Source organism: Pyrococcus sp. ST04 (assembly GCF_000263735.1).
GTDB lineage: Archaea > Methanobacteriota_B > Thermococci > Thermococcales > Thermococcaceae > Pyrococcus.
In genome coordinates this window covers 993,135-1,017,527 of sequence record NC_017946.1, presented here as the reverse complement: position 1 = coordinate 1,017,527, position 24,393 = coordinate 993,135, and the positions used below count along the sequence as shown (strand labels likewise).

Annotated in this window: 10 protein-coding genes; 5 read left to right on the top strand and 5 right to left on the bottom strand. The window is 47.6% G+C overall.

Annotation, left to right across the window (positions count from 1 at the left end; genetic code table 11):
* The first annotated feature begins 220 nt into the window (after positions 1-220).
* The gene (locus PY04_RS05215) at positions 221-2,539 is read left to right on the top strand and encodes a LamG-like jellyroll fold domain-containing protein (protein ID WP_048056020.1); all 2,319 of its coding nucleotides are present in this window, start codon (positions 221-223) and stop codon (positions 2,537-2,539) included.
* A 101-nt stretch (positions 2,540-2,640) separates the two neighbouring features.
* Positions 2,641-3,060 carry an ACT domain-containing protein gene (locus PY04_RS05210; RefSeq protein ID WP_014734104.1) on the top strand — a complete coding sequence of 140 codons (420 nt, stop codon included), beginning with the start codon at positions 2,641-2,643 and terminating at the stop codon, positions 3,058-3,060.
* A gap of 117 nt (positions 3,061-3,177) precedes the next feature.
* Here PY04_RS05210 and PY04_RS05205 read toward each other — a convergent pair whose 3' ends face one another.
* The 3 genes from PY04_RS05205 to PY04_RS05195 are packed head-to-tail and all read right to left on the bottom strand — an operon-like array spanning position 3,178 to position 19,174.
* Entirely contained in the window at positions 3,178-5,457 is a 2,280-nt protein-coding gene (locus tag PY04_RS05205; RefSeq protein ID WP_014734103.1) for an ArsR family transcriptional regulator, read from the bottom strand.
* A gap of 47 nt (positions 5,458-5,504) precedes the next feature.
* Positions 5,505-18,998, bottom strand: a complete 13,494-nt coding sequence (locus PY04_RS05200) for a CARDB domain-containing protein (protein WP_237710111.1) — start codon at positions 18,996-18,998, stop codon at positions 5,505-5,507.
* Complete coding sequence (locus PY04_RS05195) at positions 18,995-19,174, bottom strand: hypothetical protein (RefSeq protein ID WP_014734101.1); 180 nt, start codon at positions 19,172-19,174, stop codon at positions 18,995-18,997. Before PY04_RS05195 ends, PY04_RS05200 begins: the two co-directional genes overlap by 4 nt.
* Positions 19,175-19,577: 403 nt before the next feature.
* On the opposite strand from PY04_RS05195, the gene PY04_RS05190 reads away from it, so the two are divergent.
* The 3 genes from PY04_RS05190 to PY04_RS05175 all read left to right on the top strand — a co-directional run bounded on the left by PY04_RS05190 (position 19,578) and on the right by PY04_RS05175 (position 22,099).
* Positions 19,578-20,210, top strand: coding sequence for a hypothetical protein (locus PY04_RS05190; protein WP_237710110.1), 633 nt, complete (start codon positions 19,578-19,580; stop codon positions 20,208-20,210).
* Positions 20,211-20,227: 17 nt separating this feature from the next.
* Complete coding sequence (locus tag PY04_RS05185; RefSeq protein ID WP_014734099.1) at positions 20,228-21,022, top strand: hypothetical protein; 795 nt, start codon at positions 20,228-20,230, stop codon at positions 21,020-21,022.
* Between the two features lie 603 nt (positions 21,023-21,625).
* Positions 21,626-22,099 (top strand): hypothetical protein, encoded by a 474-nt coding sequence (locus PY04_RS05175; RefSeq protein ID WP_014734098.1) that lies wholly within the window; start codon positions 21,626-21,628, stop codon positions 22,097-22,099.
* A gap of 30 nt (positions 22,100-22,129) precedes the next feature.
* Here the strand turns inward: PY04_RS05175 and gltA are convergent, their stop codons facing one another.
* Positions 22,130-23,539, bottom strand: a complete 1,410-nt coding sequence (gene gltA / locus PY04_RS05170) for an NADPH-dependent glutamate synthase (RefSeq protein ID WP_014734097.1) — start codon at positions 23,537-23,539, stop codon at positions 22,130-22,132.
* Positions 23,540-24,391, bottom strand: a complete 852-nt coding sequence (locus PY04_RS05165; protein ID WP_048056018.1) for a sulfide/dihydroorotate dehydrogenase-like FAD/NAD-binding protein — start codon at positions 24,389-24,391, stop codon at positions 23,540-23,542.
* Positions 24,392-24,393 lie beyond the last annotated feature (2 nt).

Genomic DNA, 24,393 nt, shown 5'->3' with positions numbered 1-24,393 from the left:
AAGATAAAAAATAACTACTCCTAGTTTATATTTCTCTTAGTGCCAATACCCCAAGGGGTGAACTTCAGACTTTATTTAATGTTTGACAATTTTGTTCTTTATAAATACCAAAATAATATTCCAATATATACAAAACTTTCAGTTTAAAACCTTCCTATTATGAAAAATATTTATGGAATTAAGTCAAAGGTCGTTGATTAGAAGTATGGAGGAGAACTACATGAAAAAGCTATTCTTTCTTTTTGTTCTAACCCTTTTGCCTGGACTAGTGTCAGCTATGAGTTTAAGGGAATATTCACCGGGAGTTGAAGGAGCTAAAGGAATACAAGAAGCAAACTGCGCAGCAAATTTATGCATGCAGTCCTTTTTCCAGGGGAGTGAAACATACATAGTATTTACAAATGGAAAAGGTATGAAGATTAATGGACTTGGCGATCCTGCTAGAGAAATAGAAAGGCTCAGCTGGGGATACCTAATTAGAGGGGGAAGCTATATTCTTGCACTTGATGACAGCCTTAATCCGCTTTGGATCAGAGAGAAAAAGGATATGGATTTAGACACACTTGTCCCATGGGATAGCTATGGACTTGTGGGCTTTACCATTTCAAGAACTACTTATTCCGGATTTGGAATTGGGAGAATCGAAAAAGATGGAAGATTTAGAGTTCTTCTTAAATACTCAAACATTGGAGAGGGATACTTAAAAGGTATCGCTAGAGGTGCAAATTCTGCAGCAATATTTGGACAGTTTGGACAAAGCTACGGGGAGGGGTTTATAGGAATCATAGATTCCAGCTTCCACCTCAGAACGTCCTTCTATTTAGTCGGAAGCAAGGGTGAAAGGGTGAGAATACTAACCGTGTTTCCAAGTAAAAATGGCTACATAGTGACTGGGGACATAGAATACGGATTTGATGTCCTTCAGAGAGTGTTCTTTTTAATGGAGATAAACGAAAAAGGAAACATACTCTGGCAGAAAAGCTATGATGTTAAGCCAGTTATAAGGGGAATAAAAGTTGGTAATTCACTAGTATTTCTGGAAGCCGATAGGGAGGGTCTAACGATATTTTCAACAGATTTAAAGGGCAACATAAAGTGGACAAAGAGGATAAGGGCCTCACTCTCGACGATAAAGGACTTTTTTGCAAGTGATGGAAGCTACATGATCGTTGGAACCTTGTATACAGGAGATTTTGGAGGATGGGGTCATAAGCTTGCTATTTTGGAAGTTAGCGATTTGGATTGCTCAAAATGTGAGAATATAACAATAAAAGAGGCAGATGGAAGCATTGTAAAGAGAAAGACAAACATAAAGATCGCTGGAGAGGAGTGGAAGCCAACCTTTATTGCCTCAAAAACAAAAATTTCACACTTTCAAACAAGGCTCGAGGTAAAGGAAATAATAAAGGAGGAAGAGAAAACCAAAACTACAACCAAGAGCACCCCAAGAAAAGGCGTCGTGTTCTATGATCCCCTAGATAAAGGAAAAACAAAGGGAAGCGTTAAAGGAGAATATAGAGCAGGAGTAGCGGGAGAGTGTATCTTCATTGGTGAAGATGATGGTTATATAACATATAAGGGAGAAATTCTACCTGCCAAAGAGGGGAGCATAGAATTCTATTGGAAGCCACCCAAGGATATCTACAAGATTTATTCAAGGAGACACGATGAATGGAAAAATTATGGCTCCTATACGCCACCAGATGGAGGGTTCTTGCTCGACAACATAGGCTGGAGAGCGGCAGATAAGGGAGCGTTTATACTGCCCCTGGTACCCATATCCTGGAAAGATCCGCACAATCCAAGAACTTGGGTCTCATGGAGCATATGGAATGGAAAGGAATGGATCAGCGCTGGAAATAACTTCCTAACGAGGCCTGATAATGTTAGTGTCAAGGTTAGTGATAGCGGGGTACTTATAAAATGGAGCTTCTCCAAGGATGTGCTAATTTGGGATCCGAACGAGTGGTATCATATAGCCGTTACATGGGGGATCAGGGGAAATGAGCTCTACATCAACGGGATAAAAATTGGAGAAGGGGATTATAGGGGACCAATACAAACAAATAAGGACTTTTCGCTAGGTCAAAACCCGGGTTATTGGCCTTATGGTCCTCACTCAATGCTTGGCTGCTACGACGAGTTTAGAGTTTATAACTATCAGATTGTCCCTGAAAAGGAAGGCCTTTCAAAAGTCGTTGGATATATACTTTACTACGACGTGGAGCCAGGAAGGAGAAGGAACAAGGTTGAAGTTAGAGAAAAGGAGTATACCCTCCAGCTAAACCCTGGGGTGTATTACATCTCCATCGCGGTGAGACTTGAAACAGGTTTCATTGGGCCACCCACAAATGAAATCAAAGTTATAGTACCTCCAAAAGAATCGGAGACTTCCTCTTCATCCACCAAGCCCAGTACAGAGAAAACCAACAGTAAAACGCTCACGAATGAGAAAATTGAGACAGTTACTGTCACTAAGGGGATCTGTGGTCCGGGAATAATAGTATTATTTAGCCTTCTTCTACTAAAAAGGAGGTGAGGCTCAGGGGGTGTTCACTTCATCACTTTTCAGGTGGCTTGCTACTCATCATTGCCTCAAACGTTATTAAAAGTGTTTGATGATAAGCTTTTGGTGTCAGGATGAGGGAGTACTTCATAGTAAAGATAAAGGAAGATGGAAAGATAGAGATCCCCCTAGAGTTCGCCTATGAGCTCGGCCTGATTAAGGGAGCATACTTCCTTGTGGAGGTTGATACTGACATAAAAGAAATGCACGTTGAGAGAGTTGCCCTGCCAGGAAAGAAGCTAGTTGAGATAGAGATGGTCGTTGAGGATAAGCCGGGAGTTTTAGCCAAGGTCAGTGGGCTTTTAGGAAGGTTTGGGATAAACATCCTATTCAACGAGGCAGAGGAGCTGGAATCTTTGGGACTCTCAGCGATAGTTGCAATAGTCGATGTCAGTGAGTCTAAAATTAGCACAAAGGAACTCGAAGATAAGTTGAAGGAGATTGAAGAAGTTAGGGAAGTTAAAGTGATTGAACTGGAATCCTCCAGGTTATGAGAGGTGAGTTGTGATAGAGTGTAGTTGTGTTCAAGATAATCGAGAAGGAAGTTTTGTATTACATTTCCCTTTTAAAAGCCTCCCCCTCGGGTTAAATTCTTCACGTCCCAGAACCATCTACTTAAGTTTTAGTTCCTTGGGGAACTCAAAAACCCTTTCAAGTTCTTGAATTACAGCCTCAAAAAGCCAGGGATAATCCTGGAAATGTTTTCTTCCCTTCTCCACGTAACTAGACCCATCCTCTCCCTTCAAAAACTTTGCCGCTCCCATGAAGATGTAGCCAGCCCACGCAAGAGGATAGCCAGTACTGTGGGCGATTCTAATGAGCTCCCTGGCATCCTCCTCTGCCCTCTCCGCCTCGCCGAGCCCTATCCATGATACGCATCTGTAAGCCAGGGCATCCACTGCCCTGCGGTAGTTCTTGATTCTCAAAAAGTACTCCACGGCCCGGTTTCCATAGGAGACGGCTTTCCGGTAGTTCCCGAGTATGTAGTGTGTCTTGGATAGCTCCATGTACGTAACGTGTTCGATAAAGGTCAGCCCGTATGCTTTTGCTACCCTTAGGCCCTCTTCGTAGTATTTTATTCCCTCCTCTGGTTGCTCCAGGTCGAGGTATATGTCTCCTATGTGAAGGAGCACTAGCCCCTCGTCTTCCGGACTTCTTCCGTGCTCTCGTGCCACTTCTAGCTCCTTAAACGCACTCTTCAAAGCTTCTTCAAGGTTTCGGCGATAGTACTCGTACTTCGTTTTCTCCATGTAATACCAAAGCCACACCTCAGGATCTTGAAGTTCTTCGGCTAGCTCCTTCGTCTTCTGAAGGTATCTCTCAGCCATCTCTAGGTTCTCAAGCACGAGGAAAACATCTGCCAAGGTGCTCACAACCTCCGCTTTGAAGAGGCCCTCAATTTTGTCCTCCACCTCTAGGAGGATATCTCTGGCCTTCTGGAAGAATCCTGTGTTGAAGTAGATTATACCCAGTTCTCCCCGAGCGTAGGGGTTATCCCCCGCTTGGGATAGTATCCTCCTGTATGTTTTCGGAAAGTCTCCCGGCAGGTGTTTGAACCTCCGGATTCGAAGTTCCACTAATTCTCTTATTTTCTCGGTGGCTCCGGCTTTGAGTATATATTCGAAGGCCTTCAGGAAGTCTCTGGGGGTATTTTTTTGAATGAGGTACTCCGCATACTCAAGGTAGTAGGTTCTGCTCTCAAAAGTTTCTTTTTCTCTGAGAAACCCCCTCAGCATGTCGTGGATGAAGTACTGACTGCCCCTCCTCTCTACCAGTCCCTTTCTCAGTAGAGAGTGGAGAATGAAAAAGGTTTTCCTGCCACCATAAAGGGTTTTAATGGCCTCATATTCAAGGGGTTCTTCAAAGATAGAAAGCATTAGAAGCATCCGCTTCTCCTCTTCGGTCAGAGAACGATAAATCTCCGTGAAAAGAAACTCAAAGATGTTCTCTTTAGCCTCTTCCAAGCTCTCCCCTGAGCTTTCGAGCAAAAGGATGAGTGCCAGAGGGTGCCCTCTGGTTATGCGGTAGATTTTGGCAAATTTGTCCACAGGGATTCTTTTTTTAATCTTTTTTGCCAGTTCGTAGGCCTCCCCAGGTTCCAGGCCACTTAGGTTTATGTAGATTACTCCCTCGATGCCGAGGAGGGGCTTGACTCTCGATGCAACGGCGATGGTACCTTTCTTCAGCCTTCCGGCCAGATAAGAGAGCATTCTCATAAGTGTCTCGTCCTGGCACTTGTGGAGGTCGTCTATCACGATGACACTTTCTGTCTCGTCTATTCCTTCGAGAATCAGCTCAAACAGCTCCTTTTCCTCTTTTCCACCGCCTCGAAGATACTCCATGAGGGCCCGATATCCCAGGGAGTTTAGGTAGAGGCTAAGCTGCCAGGCGAAGTATTCGAAGCTCTCCGAGCCGTTCATTGAGTACCAGAATGCTTCAGGAAAAACCCTTGCAAGGAGGCTGGTCTTACCAATTCCTGCAATTCCATAAACGACAACCACTTTACCCTTTGCATTTTTGAGAATCTCAACCTCATCGTGCCTTCCTACGAAGAAGCTAGTCTTTGGGACATCTTCAAATGTTATGGGAAGCCTATAGGATTCAGCCTCTTTAATACCCACCTGAACCTCTCCCGGCAGGAAGTTAACTTTTACTTCGTTCACCTTGAGGGAGTATATCCTAACGTTTCTATCCCCGAGTCTAATCCATCTCCCCTCCACAAGTCCCAGCTTCTCCAGTTTTTTCAGTCTTCTCGACACGTCACTCTCACTCCTCTGAAGAAGCCTTGCCAGCTCCCTTGGATGGAATGATCCTGACCTCAGAAGGGAGAGTATCTGAAGATTCGTTTCGTTGGAGAGAGCCTTAAGCAGGGCAAGTGTATTCACACACATCCCTCAATGAGCTTTATAAAAAAAGAAGTATAAATCCCTTCCGGGAATCAAGTGTAAGGCCTCACAATTTCGATCGCCTGTTTTTCAAGCAGATATGCCTTTCTCATGTATATGGCGTACAATACAGGGACATTTGGATAGTATTCCTTTCCTTTTGTGTAGTACTCCTCTGCCGTTTTGTGTAATTTTAGAGCCTTTTCAAGCGCAGTCTCGTTCGTGCAATTCATGTGGAATTTAATGAACTCGTTTCTAAGCGCTAGGTACCAGCGTTCCCACAACAAACCTAGAGCAAACCAGTTCGGAGTTTTCTTCTCTTCTTTGAGCACTTTTTCAAGCTCAATTTCAACTACTGGATCCTCTCTAATGACAACGTAGAGGTATCCTCCGAGGGTTCCGTAGTAGCCGACTTTGCCCTCATTGGTAGTGCCGAGTTCATAAGTTGTTCCGTTTTTCTCGATGGTAACTCTCACCACCTCCATTCCATTCAGCGGAAGCATTAGCACAGCGTAACCTTGTCCCATTGCCTCGATCCTGAACGTTCTTCTCTCATAAAGCTTACCTGCCTTCCTTATGGTCTCCTCCCGAACTGAAATTCTCCCCATATTCATTCCACTTCTTACCGCGAGCCACGGCATTTCCCAGAGACGTTCGTCTATGAGCACCTGCTTCCTGAGGGAGAATCCTAGGGAGACACTCTCTCCTCCCAATTCAAGTGTTATCCTAAGCAGTCCGTTATGAACGATGATCGCGCTTTCAAGTTCGCCAGGAATTGTGACTATCTCCGTCCCATTGATTTCGGTAATCCTAACTGTGGTGTTGACGGTGAAGTTTACCCATTCAATGGCGGTGTTGTTCCATATGTCCTTTGCGATAACCACGATCCGGTGTCTCCCATCCCCTGCCATTATTTCTGCCCGCCACGAGCCATTGGCTTGGATTAGAGTAACAGCTTCCCCATCGAGCTCCGCTACCACTGACGCCACTACCGTGGAGTCGTTGACGAACACAATTAGCTCGGTAACGTTGTGATCATAGGTTCTGTTCTCGGGATAGACTATTTTCACGAGCGGAGGTTCCACATCCTTCACGTTGGTTGCGCTGCCGAAGAGGACAACCCTCTGAATTACAAGCATGGTCGTCTCGTTGTGATCAATTAAGCCCTTCATGATAACCACACGGCGATAGGTGGCGTTTATCCAGCCGTTACCGGAGCCGGGTAAGAGGTTCTCAGTGTGGTTTATGAGGCTCCAGTTATCAGCTTTTACGATCCACACCTCGTCAAACTCGCTTTCTGGAACTTTAATCTCCCGAAGGATCTCGTTAACCCATTCCTCGAAGTCTCTCTTAAAGGATTCCCACGATGTCGAGTTGTAGAATCCAAAGTCCCTGGTGTACTCAAAGGTCTCGTTTCTACTCAGACTCACATTAGCGAAGACCTCTATCATCTTAGTAATGCTTGAGCTGAGGTTGTAGGTGTCCCAAACAATTAACGTGACGTTGTAAACTCCTCCGTTAGCATAGACATGGGTAATATTTGCTCCACGACCAGTTGAGCCGTCTCCAAAGTCCCATAGATACTCGATTATGCCGTCAGGATCACTTGAATTGGCTTGGAAGCTCACCTCTAGATACTCAGCACTCCACGTGAAGTTCACTGTGGGAGGTTCGTTTATTCTAAACATGACAGTCTCCGTGACGTTGTTGCTGACATCCCACGCCTCGACTGTGAAGTTGTGAGTTCCATAGTCGAGCACCAGTTTGACGCTCCACGAGGAGTTAGTCGAGATGAGCCTCCCGTCAAGGTAGGCTTTCACACCAACGAGATCATCATCGATTACGGTGTAGTTTATCCAGACCTGTCTGGAGTTGTAAACTTTCTCCTCCGGGCTCTCTATCGTAACTATGGGAGCTTTGGGGTTGAGATAAATCCAGAGCGTCTCATTGGCCCGATTTCCAAAGTAGTCCTCTGCATAGACAGTAACCGTGTTGTTCCCAAGCCCAAGGGGTGGCATACCGGTCCAAACTGACACGTTGCCATTCTTTAGCAGAAGCGTCAGATTTTTCCTGCCCCTCTTCGTCTCCACCCAGACCGTGACGTTGGTTTCATCAATGACTGTAACGTTGAGAACTGGTATTCTCTCATAGACACCACTTTCCGGGGTTACCCGTATCGTCGGTGGCTCCTCATCGAGCCTGTGACTTGCGTTCGCGAAGATCACCACTCTCTGAGCTACCCTTACGGTAGTGTAGTTCCACCCGGATATTCCTCTGATGGTGGCGTTTCTGAAGTATATGGCTCTAATGTAACCCTCCTTTTCCCGAGGATTGAGGTTCTCGGAGCGATTCACAAGTGTCCAGTTGGAGACCTTTTCGTCGAGTATCCTTTCAAGCATTAGCTCTGGGAGGGAGACGTTTTCCAGCAATTGTGCGGTCCAGTTATTGAAGTCCTTCACAAAGGGTTCCCAGGTTAGGGAATCGTAGAATCCGAAGTCCTTCGTGTATTTAAGGGTCTCGTTTTTACTCAGACTTATGTTCCAGTAGGCCAACACAGTTGCGTTCTTTCCATTAACGGAGATTACATGCTCACCCGCGCTCGTTATCTCAACCGGGAACGTTAGATTTCTCATTTCACCTGCCTGAAGTGTTACCTCCTCAACCACTTCCAGCTGATTGTCGATGAGGATAGTAAGATTGTATGTGCCTAGAGTATCCCCAGTGTTGGTAACGCTAACCTCAACGGTGACGTTGAAGGGCACTATTCCCCACTCCGGAATAGTTCCCACTTCAACGACGAACTTCGGGCCCAGATAGACCCTGATGTTTCTTGTTATGGAGGCACTGGAGTTTTCTTCGTCCCAGACAGTCAGAATGACCGTATAGTTTCCAACTTCTCTAAAAGTATAGCTCACCAGGGGGCCTTCTAAAGTATCGTTGCCAATCCGCCAGAGGTATCTAATGATTCTACCATCTGGATCGTAGCTCAATGATGCATCAAGGGTTACTGTTCTGTTGACGAGAATGGGTTCACTGACCCTCACCACCGGAACCGGCGGGCGGTTAGCCTTTAGAACGTAGAATTCCGAGGTTCCAAGATCCAAAAGATGGAGAGTTTCGTTATCAATCCATTGGGCCACTGGTTCTTTTCCATCGCTCCTCGTCGCTCTCGTGAACCCGCTAACTGGTATCGCCATGTAGATCCAACCTGGGGATTTTACCAGAGGAATTACCTTTCTAAAGCCTCTCCCATACTCCTCCGTGAAGTTGACCTTCAGAACGGGATAATCCTCCCCGTTGGAGTCGATTATCATCTCTGGAATGGCGTCCCCATCATCATCCACTAGGAAGTCCATCATCCCATCGTCGTTGGCGGTGTCGTTGAAGGCCCTAAAGAGAAAGTGTGTTCTCAGAACCCTTATTAGGGACGTTTCGTTTCCACCTAGTTCGTCGCTGTGTTGGAAGGTGGCATTGTAATAAACGAAATCTCCCGTTACTTCCGCGCTCATTATCCATGCTGCCGTTGAGCTTTCTCCGGGCTTTAGATCCCCAAAGTTCACCGTTAGACTGTTGGGGGCTGCCTTTCCATTAACGATGGTTCCTAGTAGCTTGAAATCTATGTACACTCCTGGATAGTTGGAACGTTCTATCTTGGGCTGGGCTGATGCTATCCTCAGGTTCCTGGCTTCTCCATACCCAACGTTTTTCACCCTTAATCCGAATATGAAGGGCACTGGCTGCTCTATCTCCGGGGTGTATGGGTCATCGCCGTAGACCTTTCTTGGAATCACGTAGTCGAGCTCCAACTGGGGAACCGGCTTAACCTCTATCACAGCCGGCCAGGTCTCAAAGACAAGTCTGGAGTCGCCGAGCTTTGCGGTAACATTGGCCATTACGTAGTATCTCGTTCTGAACTCTCTCGCCGCCCCCACCTTAGGCACTATGAGCCACCTGAAGCTTGCTTCTCCCTTTGGTTGTAGTACTCCGTTGTTCAGACCGCTCCTCTCCTCGAGCCTCACGAAGAACCTCTCGCCTGCATCCTTAGCGTTATCGTCGAAGAAGACCAAGGTAACGTTGACATCCTCCAGGCTGTAGTTGGCATTAGTATTAGTGAACCTAAGTGAAGCCCTGAATGCCTGTCTCTCGAAGGTGAGTCTCTGTTCTATGGTTATGACCAGATCAACGCACATGTGAAGCATGTTCTGCGCTTCTCCATTCTCGTTCTCCTGGAGGGGCTGGGATGGAAGGTTTCTCACTGGGAGATTAACGCAGATTTTCCTCTCCCCCGGGTCAGAGAGATTAGTTTTGATGCTACAAGCCGTACATGAGTTAGTCGTTGGTTGCGATGTCTGTGACGTGGAATTCTTTGGTCTCGGAAGACCCTCGCACGTGAACCTTCCAACGCTGGTTTCCCCTTGGACACCGCCTCCCGAAACGCCCCCGGCTCCGCCTCCGTCGTATCCGGTGAAGTAGGCCGTGCGTATGAGCTGGATTGGTCTCATCTCCCCGACATTTGGCGGACTGCAGTTGTTGTGAAGTAGGCAGATAGCACAGTTCATTCCGGCCTCAGCTATCATTGGCGTGTAATCATCAACAAGCTTCACTATTAGGTTGATCATCTCGACTATCCACAGGTTCTCGGCCTTCTCCTTGAGTTCCGATATAACCCCGCCAGTTAGCTTGTCTGCAAGTTTCTCAGCTTCCTCCCAGTTCACTTGAACGTTTCCGTTCTGCACGTTGATAGTGCTCATGACCTCTGGGTACATCGGAGTGACATCAGAAGGTATCACAAACCCGACGACCTGACCCTTTTCATCGAGTATCAAGTCGAACTCAATTCCCTCGGTGGAGAGATAGTTCTCAAGGTACTTCTCGCCGTACTTTGCCAGGGCGGTCTTTCCAATCTCCAGAAGAGTTCCTTTGAACTTCTGGAGAGTTTTCTCATAGTTCTTTATGTTCTCATCGGTGGGGTTCATGCTCATCTGATAGTATGCCTCATATAGCTCCTTCAAAGCTTCAAGCGCCTTGTCCCCGGAGTCTTTGGCTATCTCATTGTTCTCAAGCAGGTCTCCCAGCTTGTCGCTCAGCTTCTCAAAGAGTATGTGCGCACCTATGTTTAGCAGGCTCTTCCAGCAACCGTCGCAGGTTGGCTTGACTATCAACCTGTGCACTTTCTGGGCCTTTAAGGTTATCTTTCCAGCTTCCTCCACACAAACAACGCCCGCTTTGAGGATAAAGACTTTGGTCTCGTGGAGGCACGGGTTTATAGGCGGCGAGCGTTGGTAGTAAATCCTCACCACGTAGGGTACTATTACGGTTTCTCCGGGCTTCAGCTCGTCTATTCTATCCACCATAAACTCTACATCTATGTAGTGGTTGCCACCGCTCTCAAAGGTGATATTGAAGACCGATACGTAGCGATGGGTGTTCCTGATTATGAGTTGTCCCCGGAACTCTACTATCCCCAACTCCGCCAGCTTTTCATAGTCTATGTAAACCTCAAGATCGCCACCGTATGTTTTTATCTCTGGAGCGGGAACGTAGGTAGTGTAACCAATCTCGTGCTTTATGATGTAGACGTCCTCTATGGTTACAGGCACGACCTCCCATTCAATCTCCAGCACCGAGGGCATAAGCACTACAGTTAGATTCCTCTCCAGTCCTGCCTCTATGACAACCTTCCTGCTTGAAGTATAGTGGCTCTCCTCACCCACTATAAGCGTGTATTCTCCGATTGGAACGTCGGTGAAGATCACCGTTCCGTTTTCGTCCGTCTTCCCCTCAAAATGGGCGTATCCATTGTAGAGTGTAACCTCAGCTTTTTCTAGCCTTGTGGCGTTGGGATCCATGACGATGACCCTGAGGGAGCCTTTGGCGTTTGGAGTTACAGTTATCCTGATTGGAACATAAATGTCCCTGTAATTTGAGGAAGATATCCTTATACTCCCCTCGAACGTCCCGGTTAGGTTCTCAGGGGGAGCTATGTAGAGACTTATGGCCCCTGATTTTCCGGCTTCAAGCCCGGTGAATGCCGAAACAACCTTTACCCATTCTATGGACGAGACGACACTAACGTTCCTGAGCTCTTCGAATCCCGTGTTCTTTACCGTTATTGTCCTGCTAGCACTCTCGTTAGTCAAAAGTCCTACATCGAGGCTGAGGGGTTCGATTTCTATTCTTGGAGCGGGTGGAAGGACGTTAACCCTCACGGTAAGGTTCTTCTTCACTTCAATCCCCAGCTGGACAGCTCTGAAGGTTATCACTATGGTTCCATTAACCGCACTCTTGCTGGAAAGTCCAATCTTCAGGCGGTTGCGACCACTTTTCAGCTCTATCTTCGGGGGAACTGTAACGTTGTAGGTCTCCGGAGCACTAACATCAACCGAGACGTTCGAGTCGAGCCAGTGGTTGATTATCTCTACCTCAATTTCCCCAGTGAACTCCCGGGTAACCGTGAGGTCATATACATCGGGGATAAGGGTTAGGCCGACTATATCAAACTCCCCGTCCCTCTCCGGGGCAACGACAGCCGGATGGGTCGCACTCACGATGAAGTGCCCGTATTCTCCCCTTAACGGCCGGAATGTGAGGTTAAAGCGTCCCGTTCCATCGGTGACCACGTAGTATTCCCTCACGAAGTCACCACGGAGGACGCTAACCTTGACCGGAACGTTAGCAAGAAGGCCACTTGAATTGTAGGCGAATCCCTCGATGAGCACATCCTCTCCAACTGTGAAGACCGGCTTAACCGTGACGTTGGCATTGTAAGTTGGCTCCGCAGTTTCTGCCACGATGCTCCTCCTGAACGTTCCCACATCGGTAAAGACGGTGGCGTTTATGAGAATCCGCGAGGCGTTCTGGGGTACCGTGTACTCAAAGGGAAGCTCCACCGAGAGATTTGGTGGGAGGAGAAGCCCGACACTCCGCCTCATTCCGAGCACTTCAACATCCGCAACCCTCAGCGGTGCTGTGCCAATGTTTCTGAAGGTGACGTAAACCTTTGCTCTAGCCCCACGCACGAAGTTCTCTGTGGACACCATAACTGGACTCGTTACCGGATCTCTGATATTAACCTCTATCGTTGCTGATAAGTATCCCAGACGGAAAGTCAGGTTTTGAAGCCCCCTTTCCCGCGGAACGATACGGTAGCGGAGAACCGCTTCCTCACCTGGAGAAATTGTTGGGAGAACTCCAATGGCCTCCCCTGTAATGTTTCCCAGCCTCAAAGTGGCCTTGGAGGTGTCGAGCGGTCTGGAACCGTGATTCCTCAATCTGACCTCCACGAGCCCGGGAAGACCAGTTTCAAGCTTTTGAGGGAGAATTACTGGGGCCTCGGCTTCTTCGGGAATCACCGGAAGGACGGCTAAAGTTCCAGAGTTATTGATGGTCAGGGAAGCCCTAAGCGAGCTAAGACCCTGTGGAACTACGACTTCAAAGTTCTCGGTGCCGTTCCCAGGGATGAGACTAACGTTTCTAACGATACCCTCGATGATGTTTCCAAAGACGTCCACTAGCTCAAGCCTCAGCGTCCCGTTGGCTGGTCCATCTAGGTTCTCAATATTCACTCTGACCTCGGTTGGGTAGCCCACTACCATCTTCTCGGTCTCTATTTCAAGTCTCACAGGGAATACTTGAACTGGTTCGCTCTCGAAGCCCATGAAATCAACCGCCGTTACGCTGTAGTTGAGGCTTCCCCTGAAGATATCCCTGAAGGTTGTGACCTCCACCGGTTCCTCGTTGAGCCTCTTTCCATCCACGTAAACGTAGTATCCAGCGATGTCCGAATCCCCACTTGGAAGCCAATTCAGCTCCACGTACTTTCCTTCCATCCTCAGTGTAAGACCCGATGGTGGATGGGGAATGCCGTTGACCGTAAACCAGGCTGAATATCTCGCCTTATTACCTGCCTTGTCCACAGCAAAGACCTCAAGGAGGTAACTCCCGTCAGCCCGTATCTCCCCGCCACGGAACTCTCTCCCGTTAACGGTTACCCTATAGTTCAGCAGGTTCTCGTCGGTGACGTTGATCGCCGGCACCACACTCCCGTTGTAAAGGGTGCCGTTGACGATGTTGCTGGAAATCACTGGTGCCTTCCTGTCAAGAACAAAGTTCCACGAGTACTCTATCGAGTTACCAGCCCTGTCCACGGCCGTGAGAATTACCGTGTAGTTTCCGTCTAGAAGGGGTGTTGAGTTCCTAAAGATAAGCCACCCCCACGAGGCCTCACCTAAGCCTTCAACTGGAATACCTTCGCGATAAATCTTCAACTGGCTTTTTTCAAGATCAACTCCAGATCCTTCATCACTCAGAAGGACACCGATGAGTGCCTCATTAGTGAAGCTTCCGTTGGCTGGGTAGAGAGTAACTACTGACGGGGGAGTCTCGTCGTCTATGAATACCGACACATTGGCCTCGTTGTTGTCCTCCCTCAGCTCAGCTATCTTGTTATAGGGATCAACCACGGCTCTAAGAACGTAGCTCCCATAGCGGGCTTTCCAGGAATTCTCAAAGTAAATGGTTCTTACTTCTCCCGATTGGAGTCCGTTGAGCCTTTTGACACCAATAACAGTGGAGTTAGCATAGATAACCACGTAGAACGGCAACAGGGTGGTGTTTCCCTTGTTCGCAACTGTTACGATGAAACTCATGCTCTCCCCTGCTATCCTCCTGCCAGAGTAACTGAAGCTTAAAACGCTCAAATCTGGCGCCGGAACGACGACCGGAATGCTCAGGGCATTATTGCTCTCGTCCCATTCCCGAATGACGTTGTATGGATCGGCGACCGCGGTAACGTTGTATCTTCCCGGTACTGCCTTCCAAGGTACCGTGACGTTTAGCTCCTCCCCAGGCATAAGGCTTTCAACGTACACGCTTCCAAGGGTTTTCCTGTTTTCGCGAATCGCCAACTGGAATGTTCCCGTCTCGTAGTCCCCCTCGTTCCTTATGATAACAGTCGCGTTTACAGTCTCTCCGGAGTACCCTGGGTTTCCGGGAGAGAAAGAGATAACCCTCAGATCTGGGGCACTGACGTGAACGGTCACCGAGAGTTCGTTGTTGTCCTCGCTGGCCTCGACAATGGTGTTGTACTGATCCGCTACGACTGTTATGGTGGAATCACCTGGATAGGGCCTGACCGCTATCCCAACTTTCTTTGAATCTCCCGCAGGAAGAGAATTAACCCATGCTCCCCCGAGGTATTTGTCGTCCTGGTACACCGCCACGAAGAATGATCTCTCGATGTCTTGGATGCCGGAATTCCTCAGAGTAATGTTAATAGTAAATAGTGCATTGGCATGCATCTTAGGAACCGAGACCCCCTCGACCTCAATGTCTGGGAGCTCAATGGTGACGTTGGTCTTCACGATGTTGTTGTCCTCGTCAGTTTCTGGAATCAAATTGCCATCATCAATCACCAGCCAGACTTCGTGCATTCCTCCTGTATCAAGGCGCCATCTCAGGGTTTTCTCCAAGGTCTCACCCGAAAGAAGCGTCGGAACCCAAACACGGGCTTTCAGTGAACCATCAACGTACATAGCAAGATAGAAGCCCTTGTAGGTGTCTCCACCGGAGTTCGTCACGTTCACCGTGAATGCCAAGTATCCGCTTGCCAGTTCATGCCTCTCCCACCTGTATGAGACTATGAAAAGTTCTGGAGGCTCTACGTGGTAGATTGCAGAGATCCAGTTGTTCGTTTCGTTCGTTTCTACTATTTCATTCCTTGGATCAACCCCCACCCTCACCTTAAGTTCTCCGGTTCTATCAACGTACCAACGCCTACTGAGAATCCTCATCTCGTTTGCACCGATGCCGTAGACGGTCTCATAGTAAGTCTTCCCGCTAAGGTTGAAGAGCACGTTGAAAGGTCTGTATATGCTCTCCCCGAGATTTCTGAGTGTGACGTTAACATCCACCCACCTTCCAAAGGCCAGCTCTCCAACGCTCAGGTTGCTCAACTCGAAGTCAGGAGTTCCGATGCTTCCAAGGTCAACGGTGAGGTTATTGTTAGTCTCGTTGGTCTCCGGCAGGTAGTTGTAGTAATCCGCCACTACCCTGAGGGTCAAGTTCCCAGGCTCTGCACCGTACCAGATCCATCTGAATTCCCGCGTCTCATTTTCCCGGAAGGTGTAGCCGTAGGGATAGGGATAAGCAGTACCATACGCCAGCCTGCTGCTTCCGTTCCATATTTCAATCCGGGTTGTGAATGATTTCTCAAAAGCCTGGCCTAGATTCTTCAGGTAAACCTTGAAGGTTACCCTCTCGCCCGAGGTGAAGTTGTAGGGCTCCCATGTCACGCCAACCGGAGTCACGTCGGGCATCCCGAACTCAGCGGTCATAGCGGTGGCATTGTTGTTGTTTTTCCTCTCCTCTATCCACTCGTTACTGTAGTCGAGTGCTATCGTTAGGTTGTGTTTCCCGGGTTCAGGCCTGTAGTAGAGGGTTACCTCCTTGGTCTCGTTCTTTCCAAGGTTGTAGAATCCGGTTAATTCATTCACCCTGCCATCGACAAGCAGGGCAATTATCAGATGTCCCATAAATTCTCCCCCGAGGTTAGTGACGTTGACCTCGATTCCATACTGATGGTAAAGGTACGCACTGCCGTTGAGAACCTCATCCGGAATCGAATAGTTTGCTATTGCGAAATCCGGCTTATCCAGCTCCAGCAGGAGGGTGGCATTGTTGTTGTCCTCGTTACTCTCCACCCACCGGTTCGCCTCATCTATAACACCAAACAAGATGTTTCTGCCTCCATTGAACCTGAGGTAGGGCCTTATCTCAGCTGTCCCGTTAGGCTCCAGAACAAGGTTGCTTATCCAGGTCCCTCCGGTTATTCTTCTCCCGTCCTCGTATTCAATTCCGTATTTCACGGGTAGGGAGGTTCCTTTAAGGAAGAGGGTCGCGTTCCCGCGGTTCCTCACGGTGTAGTTGACCCGCACGTAGCTCCCGGCTGAAACCTCCGGCGGATGAATCTCTACTACCAGGTCGGGATAGCCGGTTGAGACGTTCATGGCCAACCAGTTGTCGGATTTAGATGTTTCATTGACGTTTGAATAGACACTTGCATTCACAAGCCCTCCTGGAGCCTGTATAATTATAGTCCCTTGCTTGGTTATCGTTTCGTTGCTTCCGAAAAGATTCCTGATGTAATAGTATCTTGAACGTCCCCCAATGGAAATCTTGAGCGTTAGCGGAAAGCGCGTGCCGTTGTAGGGTGCTCCGATGTTCCTCACCGTGACGTTTACCGGAACGTAGCCGACGGTGTTTTCGGGGAGGGATATAGCTTCAACCTTAAAGTTTGGCAAGGGAACATTCAGTTCGTATGAAAAGTCATTGTTTGACTCGTTCGTCTCCGTTATCCTGTCGGAGGAATCGGCTTTAAAATAGATGGTAACGTTCCCAGCGTTAGCGTAGATTTCCATCGCCACGGTCTTTTCTTCGCCCTTCGAAAGCCCTCCAGGAACATATATTGTGCTCGTACTGAGGCCCCCGTAGGCCTTGATATAAAACCCGCTGGTGAAGGTTTCACCGAGGTTCTTGAGCGTCACGTTGAAGACGGCCGGGCTTCCTGCTATCCCGTCAAAGCTCACCAGTTCAACGTTCGTTATCGTTATATCGGGCCCTCTCACAAAAACTCTCTCAGTTAGCTCGTTGTTATCCTCTCTAAGCTCAGCTATCACATTGTATGGATCGACTGCGACGGTGAGATTGACCCATCCTATCGCCGAAGGTGACCACCTCAGACTGACTTTAGTAGTTCCGTTTATCTCTACGTATTCTGAGTCTTCATCGCGACCGTTCTCGTAGAGCCTAACTCCCACAGCCCCACCGTAGCAGCCTCCCAGGTTGTCCAGGGTAACGTTTACCAGGTAAGATTCCCCAGTCGTTACGTTTGAAGGAATCTCCATTCCAACCACAGTAAAGTCAGGCATTTCAATGCTCAGAGAAAGGTCAACGCTCACAGAGTTGTCGTCCTCACTAGACTCCTCGACCCAGTCGTAGGGATCAACCTCTATACGAACCCCGGTTATGTTCCCTGGGGCAACCACGGGCTCCAGCAGAACTTCGGCAGTTTTTCCTGCAGGCAGGAATGGTATGAAGGTCCAGAATGGTGACATGGTTCCGTCGCTGTACATGAGTGCCCCCATTACCCCCACATTGCTCCAGTTCAGCGATCCATCATTGGTCACGTTCACCCTTATCCTCGCCGGGGAGCCAGAGCAGTGGGGCACTTCAATGGAGTAATTTACTATCCTGAAGTTCGGCAACGGGAAGGAGTACTCTCCAAGATAGACCCAGTTGTCGCTCAGGTTTGTATCTCCCATTGCATCTATCTCAAGGCTCAGATTGTAGCTCCCGCCCTGGGCAAGCCAGTGAAGAGCCCCTGTCAGACCCTCCGCTGGGAGGTTCCAGATGTGGCGTTCTACCTCTACTTCCCCATTCTTTAGGAGCCTCACCGCCACAGGCTCCGGATGCCTTGAAGTTGTTTTCACCGTAAAGTTTACCTCGACGAATTCGCCGGGGGTTACATTGCCAATGCTGACGTTTTCTATCCAGTAGTTTCCGGGCCAGAGCCACAGCTCAGCAAAGTTGTTTGAGCGGTCGACCTCATTTAGTGTCTCTTCCAAGTCAGCAAAAATGCGCACGTATCCCTCGTCCACCGGCGAAATTATGGAGACGTTACGGGTTTCATTCTCTTCCATGGGTGGAATCTGAACTTTCAGAACTGTTGGAGTCACTTGGGGGAGGCTCAGAGAGTAGCTTTTTCCTTCCTCAGGCTCAATCTCCCTGGATTCGAGTGAGACCCTTGAGAAGTACCCCGCCTTGCCGTAGCTTAGGGCCCTGAGACGACCATAGCTCCATATGAGCGTCCCGTTGGAAAGTATTATCAGCTGAAAGTTGATGGGGTAGTTCTCCGAGTCGTACTCATCCCATGTTGAGCCAAACCACTCAATCACGACGCCGTTTTCTATTCTGGCCACGAGCAGATAGCCGTCCTCGGTTTCGAGATCCTCATCGAGACCAGCTACGAAGTCTCTCCTGCTTTCGGAGAGGAAATCCCATACCTCGTAATCCCCCTCGGAGATAGTGTCCTCGTATTCCGTCATCAGCTCCACGTAGCCGTTGGTGCTGACCGAGAGTTTTTTCACGGGAATACCAAAGAAGTTCAGCTCAAAGGGAAGTTCGTATATTATGTAGCCATCGTCGTCCCTTAGCACGACACTACCATTAACTACTTCCCCCGACGAAACCTCACGCGAATTTTCAAGCATCCTGCTCGTGTTGAACCATGTGAAGGGAACCTCCTCAGGCTCTGGAGAACTTATGAAACCAATGAATGAGAACGTGAGGTTAAATGGACTTCCCGACCCTCCCCTATTCTCAATAGGAACGGAAACAATTATTTTCCCGTTCTCCACGGTATACCTTGGATTCGAAACGACTATATCGGAAGGCCCCGCTTGGGCGAGAACTCTCTCGTGGAGTACAAAGTTATGAGGTAATAGGGAGCCGAGAAGAATCATCAAAACAATAAGGCTAACCCTCCTCATGGCTGGTCACTTCCTAAGCTCTTAGATATCTGAAGCATGAGAAAGTCTTCCTCAGCTTTCAAGACCATTAGAATGATCTTTTTATCGAGACCAGTTTCCCTGGCTATAAATTCCACGAGTTCTCCAGTTATCGTTCTCACAGCAGAACGGCCAGCGATAGATCCCTCACTAACCATCGGACATCACTATTAATATTCCGCCTTCATCATACATATCAGCTGGGTTTGAGGAAATTCATCAAACCTAGGGAGCCTTTATAAGCACAGTACTTAATTGAAGTTAGGCGACCCAAACAAAGGGGGTAGCGGCCATACTTCTAATGCTGGAGAAAATCAGTACCACAAATCTGTGCCTCTCAACCTCGCCTTTACACTGATAAAAGTTTTCATCCAACTGCACTCACTATAGTTCGAATTTATCAAAAAAGCCCCGGTGGTCTCAATGAGGAGGAGAAAAATTATTCTTAAGATCTTTGTTTTTCCTGTGGTGCTCTTTGCGGTGCTGTTTGGCTTCGTCTGGGTGAAACTCGGGGTCATAACCCGTGAATGGGTTCTTAGTACGATACTTCTTTTTGTCCTCATGGTAGCTTCAATGATCTTCTTCCTCGCCCGCATTCTAGAGAAGCATGGATACAAGAAAAGTGACATCAAGAGAATTGACGAGATTCTTGAGGAGCACTGGAAGGAACCGTGGGATTCAGGGTACCTAAAGCACGACGTACAGGAATGCATAGTCCATCACCTCATTCTCTGGGGAATTTTCAGTACGTTTCTCCTGGGGTTTCACGATGTTTTCCTTGCCATAATGGCGTTCGTTGGCATGGCTTTTCTTATGGTAGTGATATATCCAGTCTTCACCACAATGGCAGTATGGATTGCAGCTCTCCCGTTGTACTTTCTCAAGAGTAGAAGAGCAGAGTACGTCTTTGAGTTCATCGGTAAAACATCCCTCGCCATCACACTCGCGATTCCCGTTATCTGGGCCGTTTCCTCTTACGTTTCAACCAAGAACTACCCGGAAGACGTTCTGAGAATGTTCAATGCCGTGGTTGTAAACGCCGAAAAGTTCCTGATTCTCTCAATCCTAAACACCCTGTTTGGCTTTCTTGGGGTTTATCTCTCGCACAGAGTTGGAAGGAGGATTCTTACGATCGTTCTGCTTTCACTTGCGGTGGCTATGCTCTTCCTCGTCTGGGCATTGTTGAAACGTTAAGCGCTGGGGATGTTAAGATGAAATCTGAAAAAAGGTCGGTAATAGAGGATATAACAGTTCCACTGGTGGCTTGGGTAGTTATATTGATGTTTCTCTATATTCGTCCAACATCTGGTATTCAGCGTGAGAATTTCAACGTTTCCTGGCTGATTACAACGGTGGTTTCCCTATTCCTTGTGCTGGCTTTTATTGCCCTTGTACTCAAAAAGCGCCGGAGAAAAGTGGGTTATACCGACCTCAAATTTAAAGAGCTCCCTCAAGTTCTTGAGAGGGCTGACCCGGAGACTATAAATGATTTGACGTCAGGAATTTTTCGTGCTATTTTAGTATGGGGTGCTTTTAGTTCCGGAGTTCTGATCGATGGTTCCAGGAGGGGGATAATACTCGCTATTGACTTTGCACTGGTTTTTATAACCGTCGGGCTCCTGTTAATCATCTCTATGGTGGTATTGCTTATGGACGTGCCTTTGATGCTCTATGAAAGTTTAACTGGAAAACGGCTCTCGCCTATCTTCAAGGAAATCATGCTGATTTCGCTGGTTTCTGAGGGTTTTCTGGTTCTCTTAAGTTTTATATCCGCACGTCATGGAGCCTCAGAAATGGAGGTATTCCGCTCTCTCCTAAAATTCTACGTAAACAGGGACTTATACAAGAACCTCCTGTTGCTGTCAGTCTTGAATATCCTGTATGGCCTCATCGAAATCCTAATCCTGCCTAGAAGGAGAAGGGCTGGCCTTTTAATGCTCCTGCTAATTGCCCTCGTCCTTGCCTCTATACTGATAAAGGTTTTTGCCCAGCTACACTCCCTATAACCTTAAGAGCGGTGCCTTCGTTAGAAGTCGTTCGGTTTAGTTTTTTATAACTCTCCAACTTTCCCCTACCAAGGGTCGAGCTTAAAATTAACTTATCCCCTCATTCACTAGTAAGAAAGATTCCATGGACTCTCCAGGGTAGAGAGGAGGTCAGATATCAATGTAATAACTACCCAACATGAAGTACATATCGTTTTTTCGTTTTAATGTCCAAAGTTTCCAATGGGTTTCTGAAAAGTATGGGTTCCTTTCCAATATTTACAACCAAATAAAGCCAATAGTTAGGAGCATGGTCTTATTTTATTTATATTGGTTGATAGTTCAACCGAATATTGTCAAACTAGAGATACAGCCTCAAAAATTGGAAAATTTGGAGGTTTGCTTGCTCACGGAAACAAAAGATTATTAAGCCTCCCTACGGAGTACTTTACAAAGCTGGGACAAGAGGTAAATTATAACCGATGACAATGTGCCCGAGTAAAACGGCCTGTTTGAAAGATAAAACCCAAAGAGTGGAATCTAATGAGAGTAACCGATGAAGAGTGTCATCCCTGCTGACCCGGGGTCGATGATGAGGTATATTCCCCACCTGAGGTGCTTCCCATGGTCTTTGGAATACTTCGAAGGAAGAGAGAAAAGAGAGGGCCCTTAGTTTATTTAAGTGAGCCAACTATTCTCTACCACACCCAAACCGAGAAGTTAATTCTGGAGATAATTGAAGAGAAACTTGACTCAACAAATGTCATAGTCCCATCAGATTATGGGATAAAGGATGTAAGCGACAGAATAGCCGAGGCTGAGTATTTAGTGGCTGTGGCAATCTACGGGAAGTTTTCATCGCTCGTTTGTAGAGAGGTCGAGAAGGCCAGAAGCTACAAGAAGAGGATCTACACTATAGACATAGCCAGCAAAAAAGATGATGAAATAACATATTACTTTGAAGAAGGAGTCCCGGAACACATAGAGTGGCTGAACGAAGAAGAAACAAGAGAGTTTTTCGATAGATTTTTGGGGGATGATTTCATAGGGATGAGCTTTAGGGGATTCTTCTTAGGGTATAGAAAGAAAACATGGTAAAAGAGAGCATAACTTAAATCAGCCTACCTGTTAGGCATTCTTTTTAGAGATATACTCATGTATTGCCACTGCCGCTTTCTTACCATCCCCCATTGCTAGGATTACTGTTGCTTCTCCCCTGATTGCGTCCCCACCAGCAAAAACCCCAGGAATAGAAGTCATCAACCTCTCATCGACTTTCAAAGTGCCGTCCGGATTTGCCTCCAAGCCGGAATCTTCTAGAATTATCCTGTTGGGTTCAAGGCCTATTGCTATTATTACTGTGTCTGCTTCTACGGTTATGTATTCTCCCGTGCCCACTATCTTCCTCTTCCCCCTAGCATCCCTCTCCTCAAGAGGCTTCATCTTCTCAAACTTCACAGCCTTGACCCTGCCCTCCTCATCACCAACGAACTCCACCGGCTGCACAAAAAACATGAACTTAACACCCTCTTCCTCAGCGTGCTTGATCTCTTCAATCCTTGCACTCATATCCTCCTTCCCGCGCCTGTACGCAACTATGACCTCTGCGCCAAGTCTTAATGCTGATCTGGCAGCGTCCATTGCTGTGTTCCCTCCACCGATTACTATCACCCTCTTCCCAACTGCTATTGGAGTGTCATATTCTGGGAACTTGTAAGCCTTCATGAGATTAATTCTAGTCAAAAACTCATTAGCCGAGTATATTCTGTCAAGGAGTATTCCGGGAATATCCAAGAGCTTTGGAGTTCCTGCCCCAGTCCCAATAAAGACGGCATCATACTCTTGAAGCAGTTCTTGTAACGTTACTGTCTTTCCAACCAGATGATCCGTCTTTATCTCCACACCCAGTTTTCTGAGCTTTTCGAGCTCGTAATCAAGTATCTCTTTCGGCAACCTGAACTCTGGAATGCCGTAAGCAAGAACTCCTCCAGGCTTGTGGAGGGCCTCGAATATAGTAACCTTATAGCCCATCTTGGCGAGCTCTCCGGCACACGTTAAGCCTGCGGGCCCAGCACCAACAACAGCAACCTTTCCTCTGCTCCCGTCGCACTCTTTTGCAAGCTCGCAGAGCAGCTCTTCGTCTATTCCCCTCTCCCTAGCGTAGTCTGCTACGAATCTTTCGAGTTTTCCAATGTTTACTGGATCCCCAACCTTGCCAACAACACAAACACCCTCACACTGATCCTCCTGAGGACAAACCCTACCAGTAATTGCAGGAAGCGTATTATCCTTCCAGATTATCCTTAATGCTCCCTTTATGTCGCCCTCCTTTATTTTGGCAATGAAAGCCGGAATGTTTATGTGAACTGGACATCCTTTGATGCAGGGCGCATATTCAGGAGAACATTGTAAGCATCTTTCGGCCTCTTTTATCGCAAGTTCAAATGTATAGCCGAGATTGACCTCTTTGAAGTCTTTTATCCTTTCTTCAACGGGTCTCTCAGGGGTAGGAACCCTCTCCTTGATAAGCTTGGGCATTCAAACCACCCCCTTCTCCTTCAAGTACTTAAGGTAGAGCTCTTTAGCTAACCTCTCCTGCTCCGTAAAGCGCTCTTCATTTCTCCTTATTGCATCCTCCCAGTCTATCTTGTGTGCATCAAAAACCGGCCCATCCCTGCAGGCGAACTTTATCCTCCCATCGTAAAGAACCCTGCATGAGCCACACATTCCCGTTCCATCAACCATTATCTGCCTGACTGTGGCGTATGTTGGTATTCCATAGGGCCTCGTAAGCTCAGCTAGCTTTGCTAAAAAGCCAAGTTTTCCTCCGGCGAAGACAACATCGACTTTGTCCTTTTCTATAAGTTGCTTAAGCACGTCGAGATAATGGCCCTTAATTCCAGCCGAGCCGTCCAGTGTTGTAAGGTAATACTCATCAGCAACCCTCTTGGCCAAGAACTCTTCTGGATAGACGTGGTTCTTGTCCTCAAAGGTTTGTATCGAGATGGTGTAGTTTCCTTTCTCCTTCATGACCTTTAGGAGAGCATAGTTCTCTGCGTGGCCGCAGACGGCATCAGAAGCAAAGACAACGTTTCCATAGTTCTTTATCTTTATAGGCCTTCCAAGAGGGCCTAGAAAGCTGTAAATCTCATCTCCTGGTTTGTATTCGTAGTAGAGCTGAAGGCTCGTTTTTCCAAGCTTTCTTATGAACATTGCAACCCTGCCATCATCTGCCTTGAATACTGACATCGGAACCCTCTCTCCCTTCTCATGTAGTATGAAAACCACGAACTGCCCAGGCTTCCAGCTTTTGGCAACGTGGGGGGCCTCAACCTCGACCATATAGTCTATTGGGCTGAGATCCCTCTTGTCTGTGATTAGGTAACCCACAA

Coding starts and splice junctions, on each gene's coding strand:
- PY04_RS05215 (WP_048056020.1), top strand. CDS start 221: ATGAAAAAGCTATTCTTTCTTTTTGTTCTAACCCTTTTGCCTGGACTA.
- PY04_RS05210 (WP_014734104.1), top strand. CDS start 2,641: ATGAGGGAGTACTTCATAGTAAAGATAAAGGAAGATGGAAAGATAGAG.
- PY04_RS05205 (WP_014734103.1), bottom strand. CDS start 5,457: ATGTGTGTGAATACACTTGCCCTGCTTAAGGCTCTCTCCAACGAAACG.
- PY04_RS05200 (WP_237710111.1), bottom strand. CDS start 18,998: ATGAGGAGGGTTAGCCTTATTGTTTTGATGATTCTTCTCGGCTCCCTA.
- PY04_RS05195 (WP_014734101.1), bottom strand. CDS start 19,174: ATGGTTAGTGAGGGATCTATCGCTGGCCGTTCTGCTGTGAGAACGATA.
- PY04_RS05190 (WP_237710110.1), top strand. CDS start 19,578: ATGGTAGCTTCAATGATCTTCTTCCTCGCCCGCATTCTAGAGAAGCAT.
- PY04_RS05185 (WP_014734099.1), top strand. CDS start 20,228: ATGAAATCTGAAAAAAGGTCGGTAATAGAGGATATAACAGTTCCACTG.
- PY04_RS05175 (WP_014734098.1), top strand. CDS start 21,626: ATGGTCTTTGGAATACTTCGAAGGAAGAGAGAAAAGAGAGGGCCCTTA.
- gltA (WP_014734097.1), bottom strand. CDS start 23,539: ATGCCCAAGCTTATCAAGGAGAGGGTTCCTACCCCTGAGAGACCCGTT.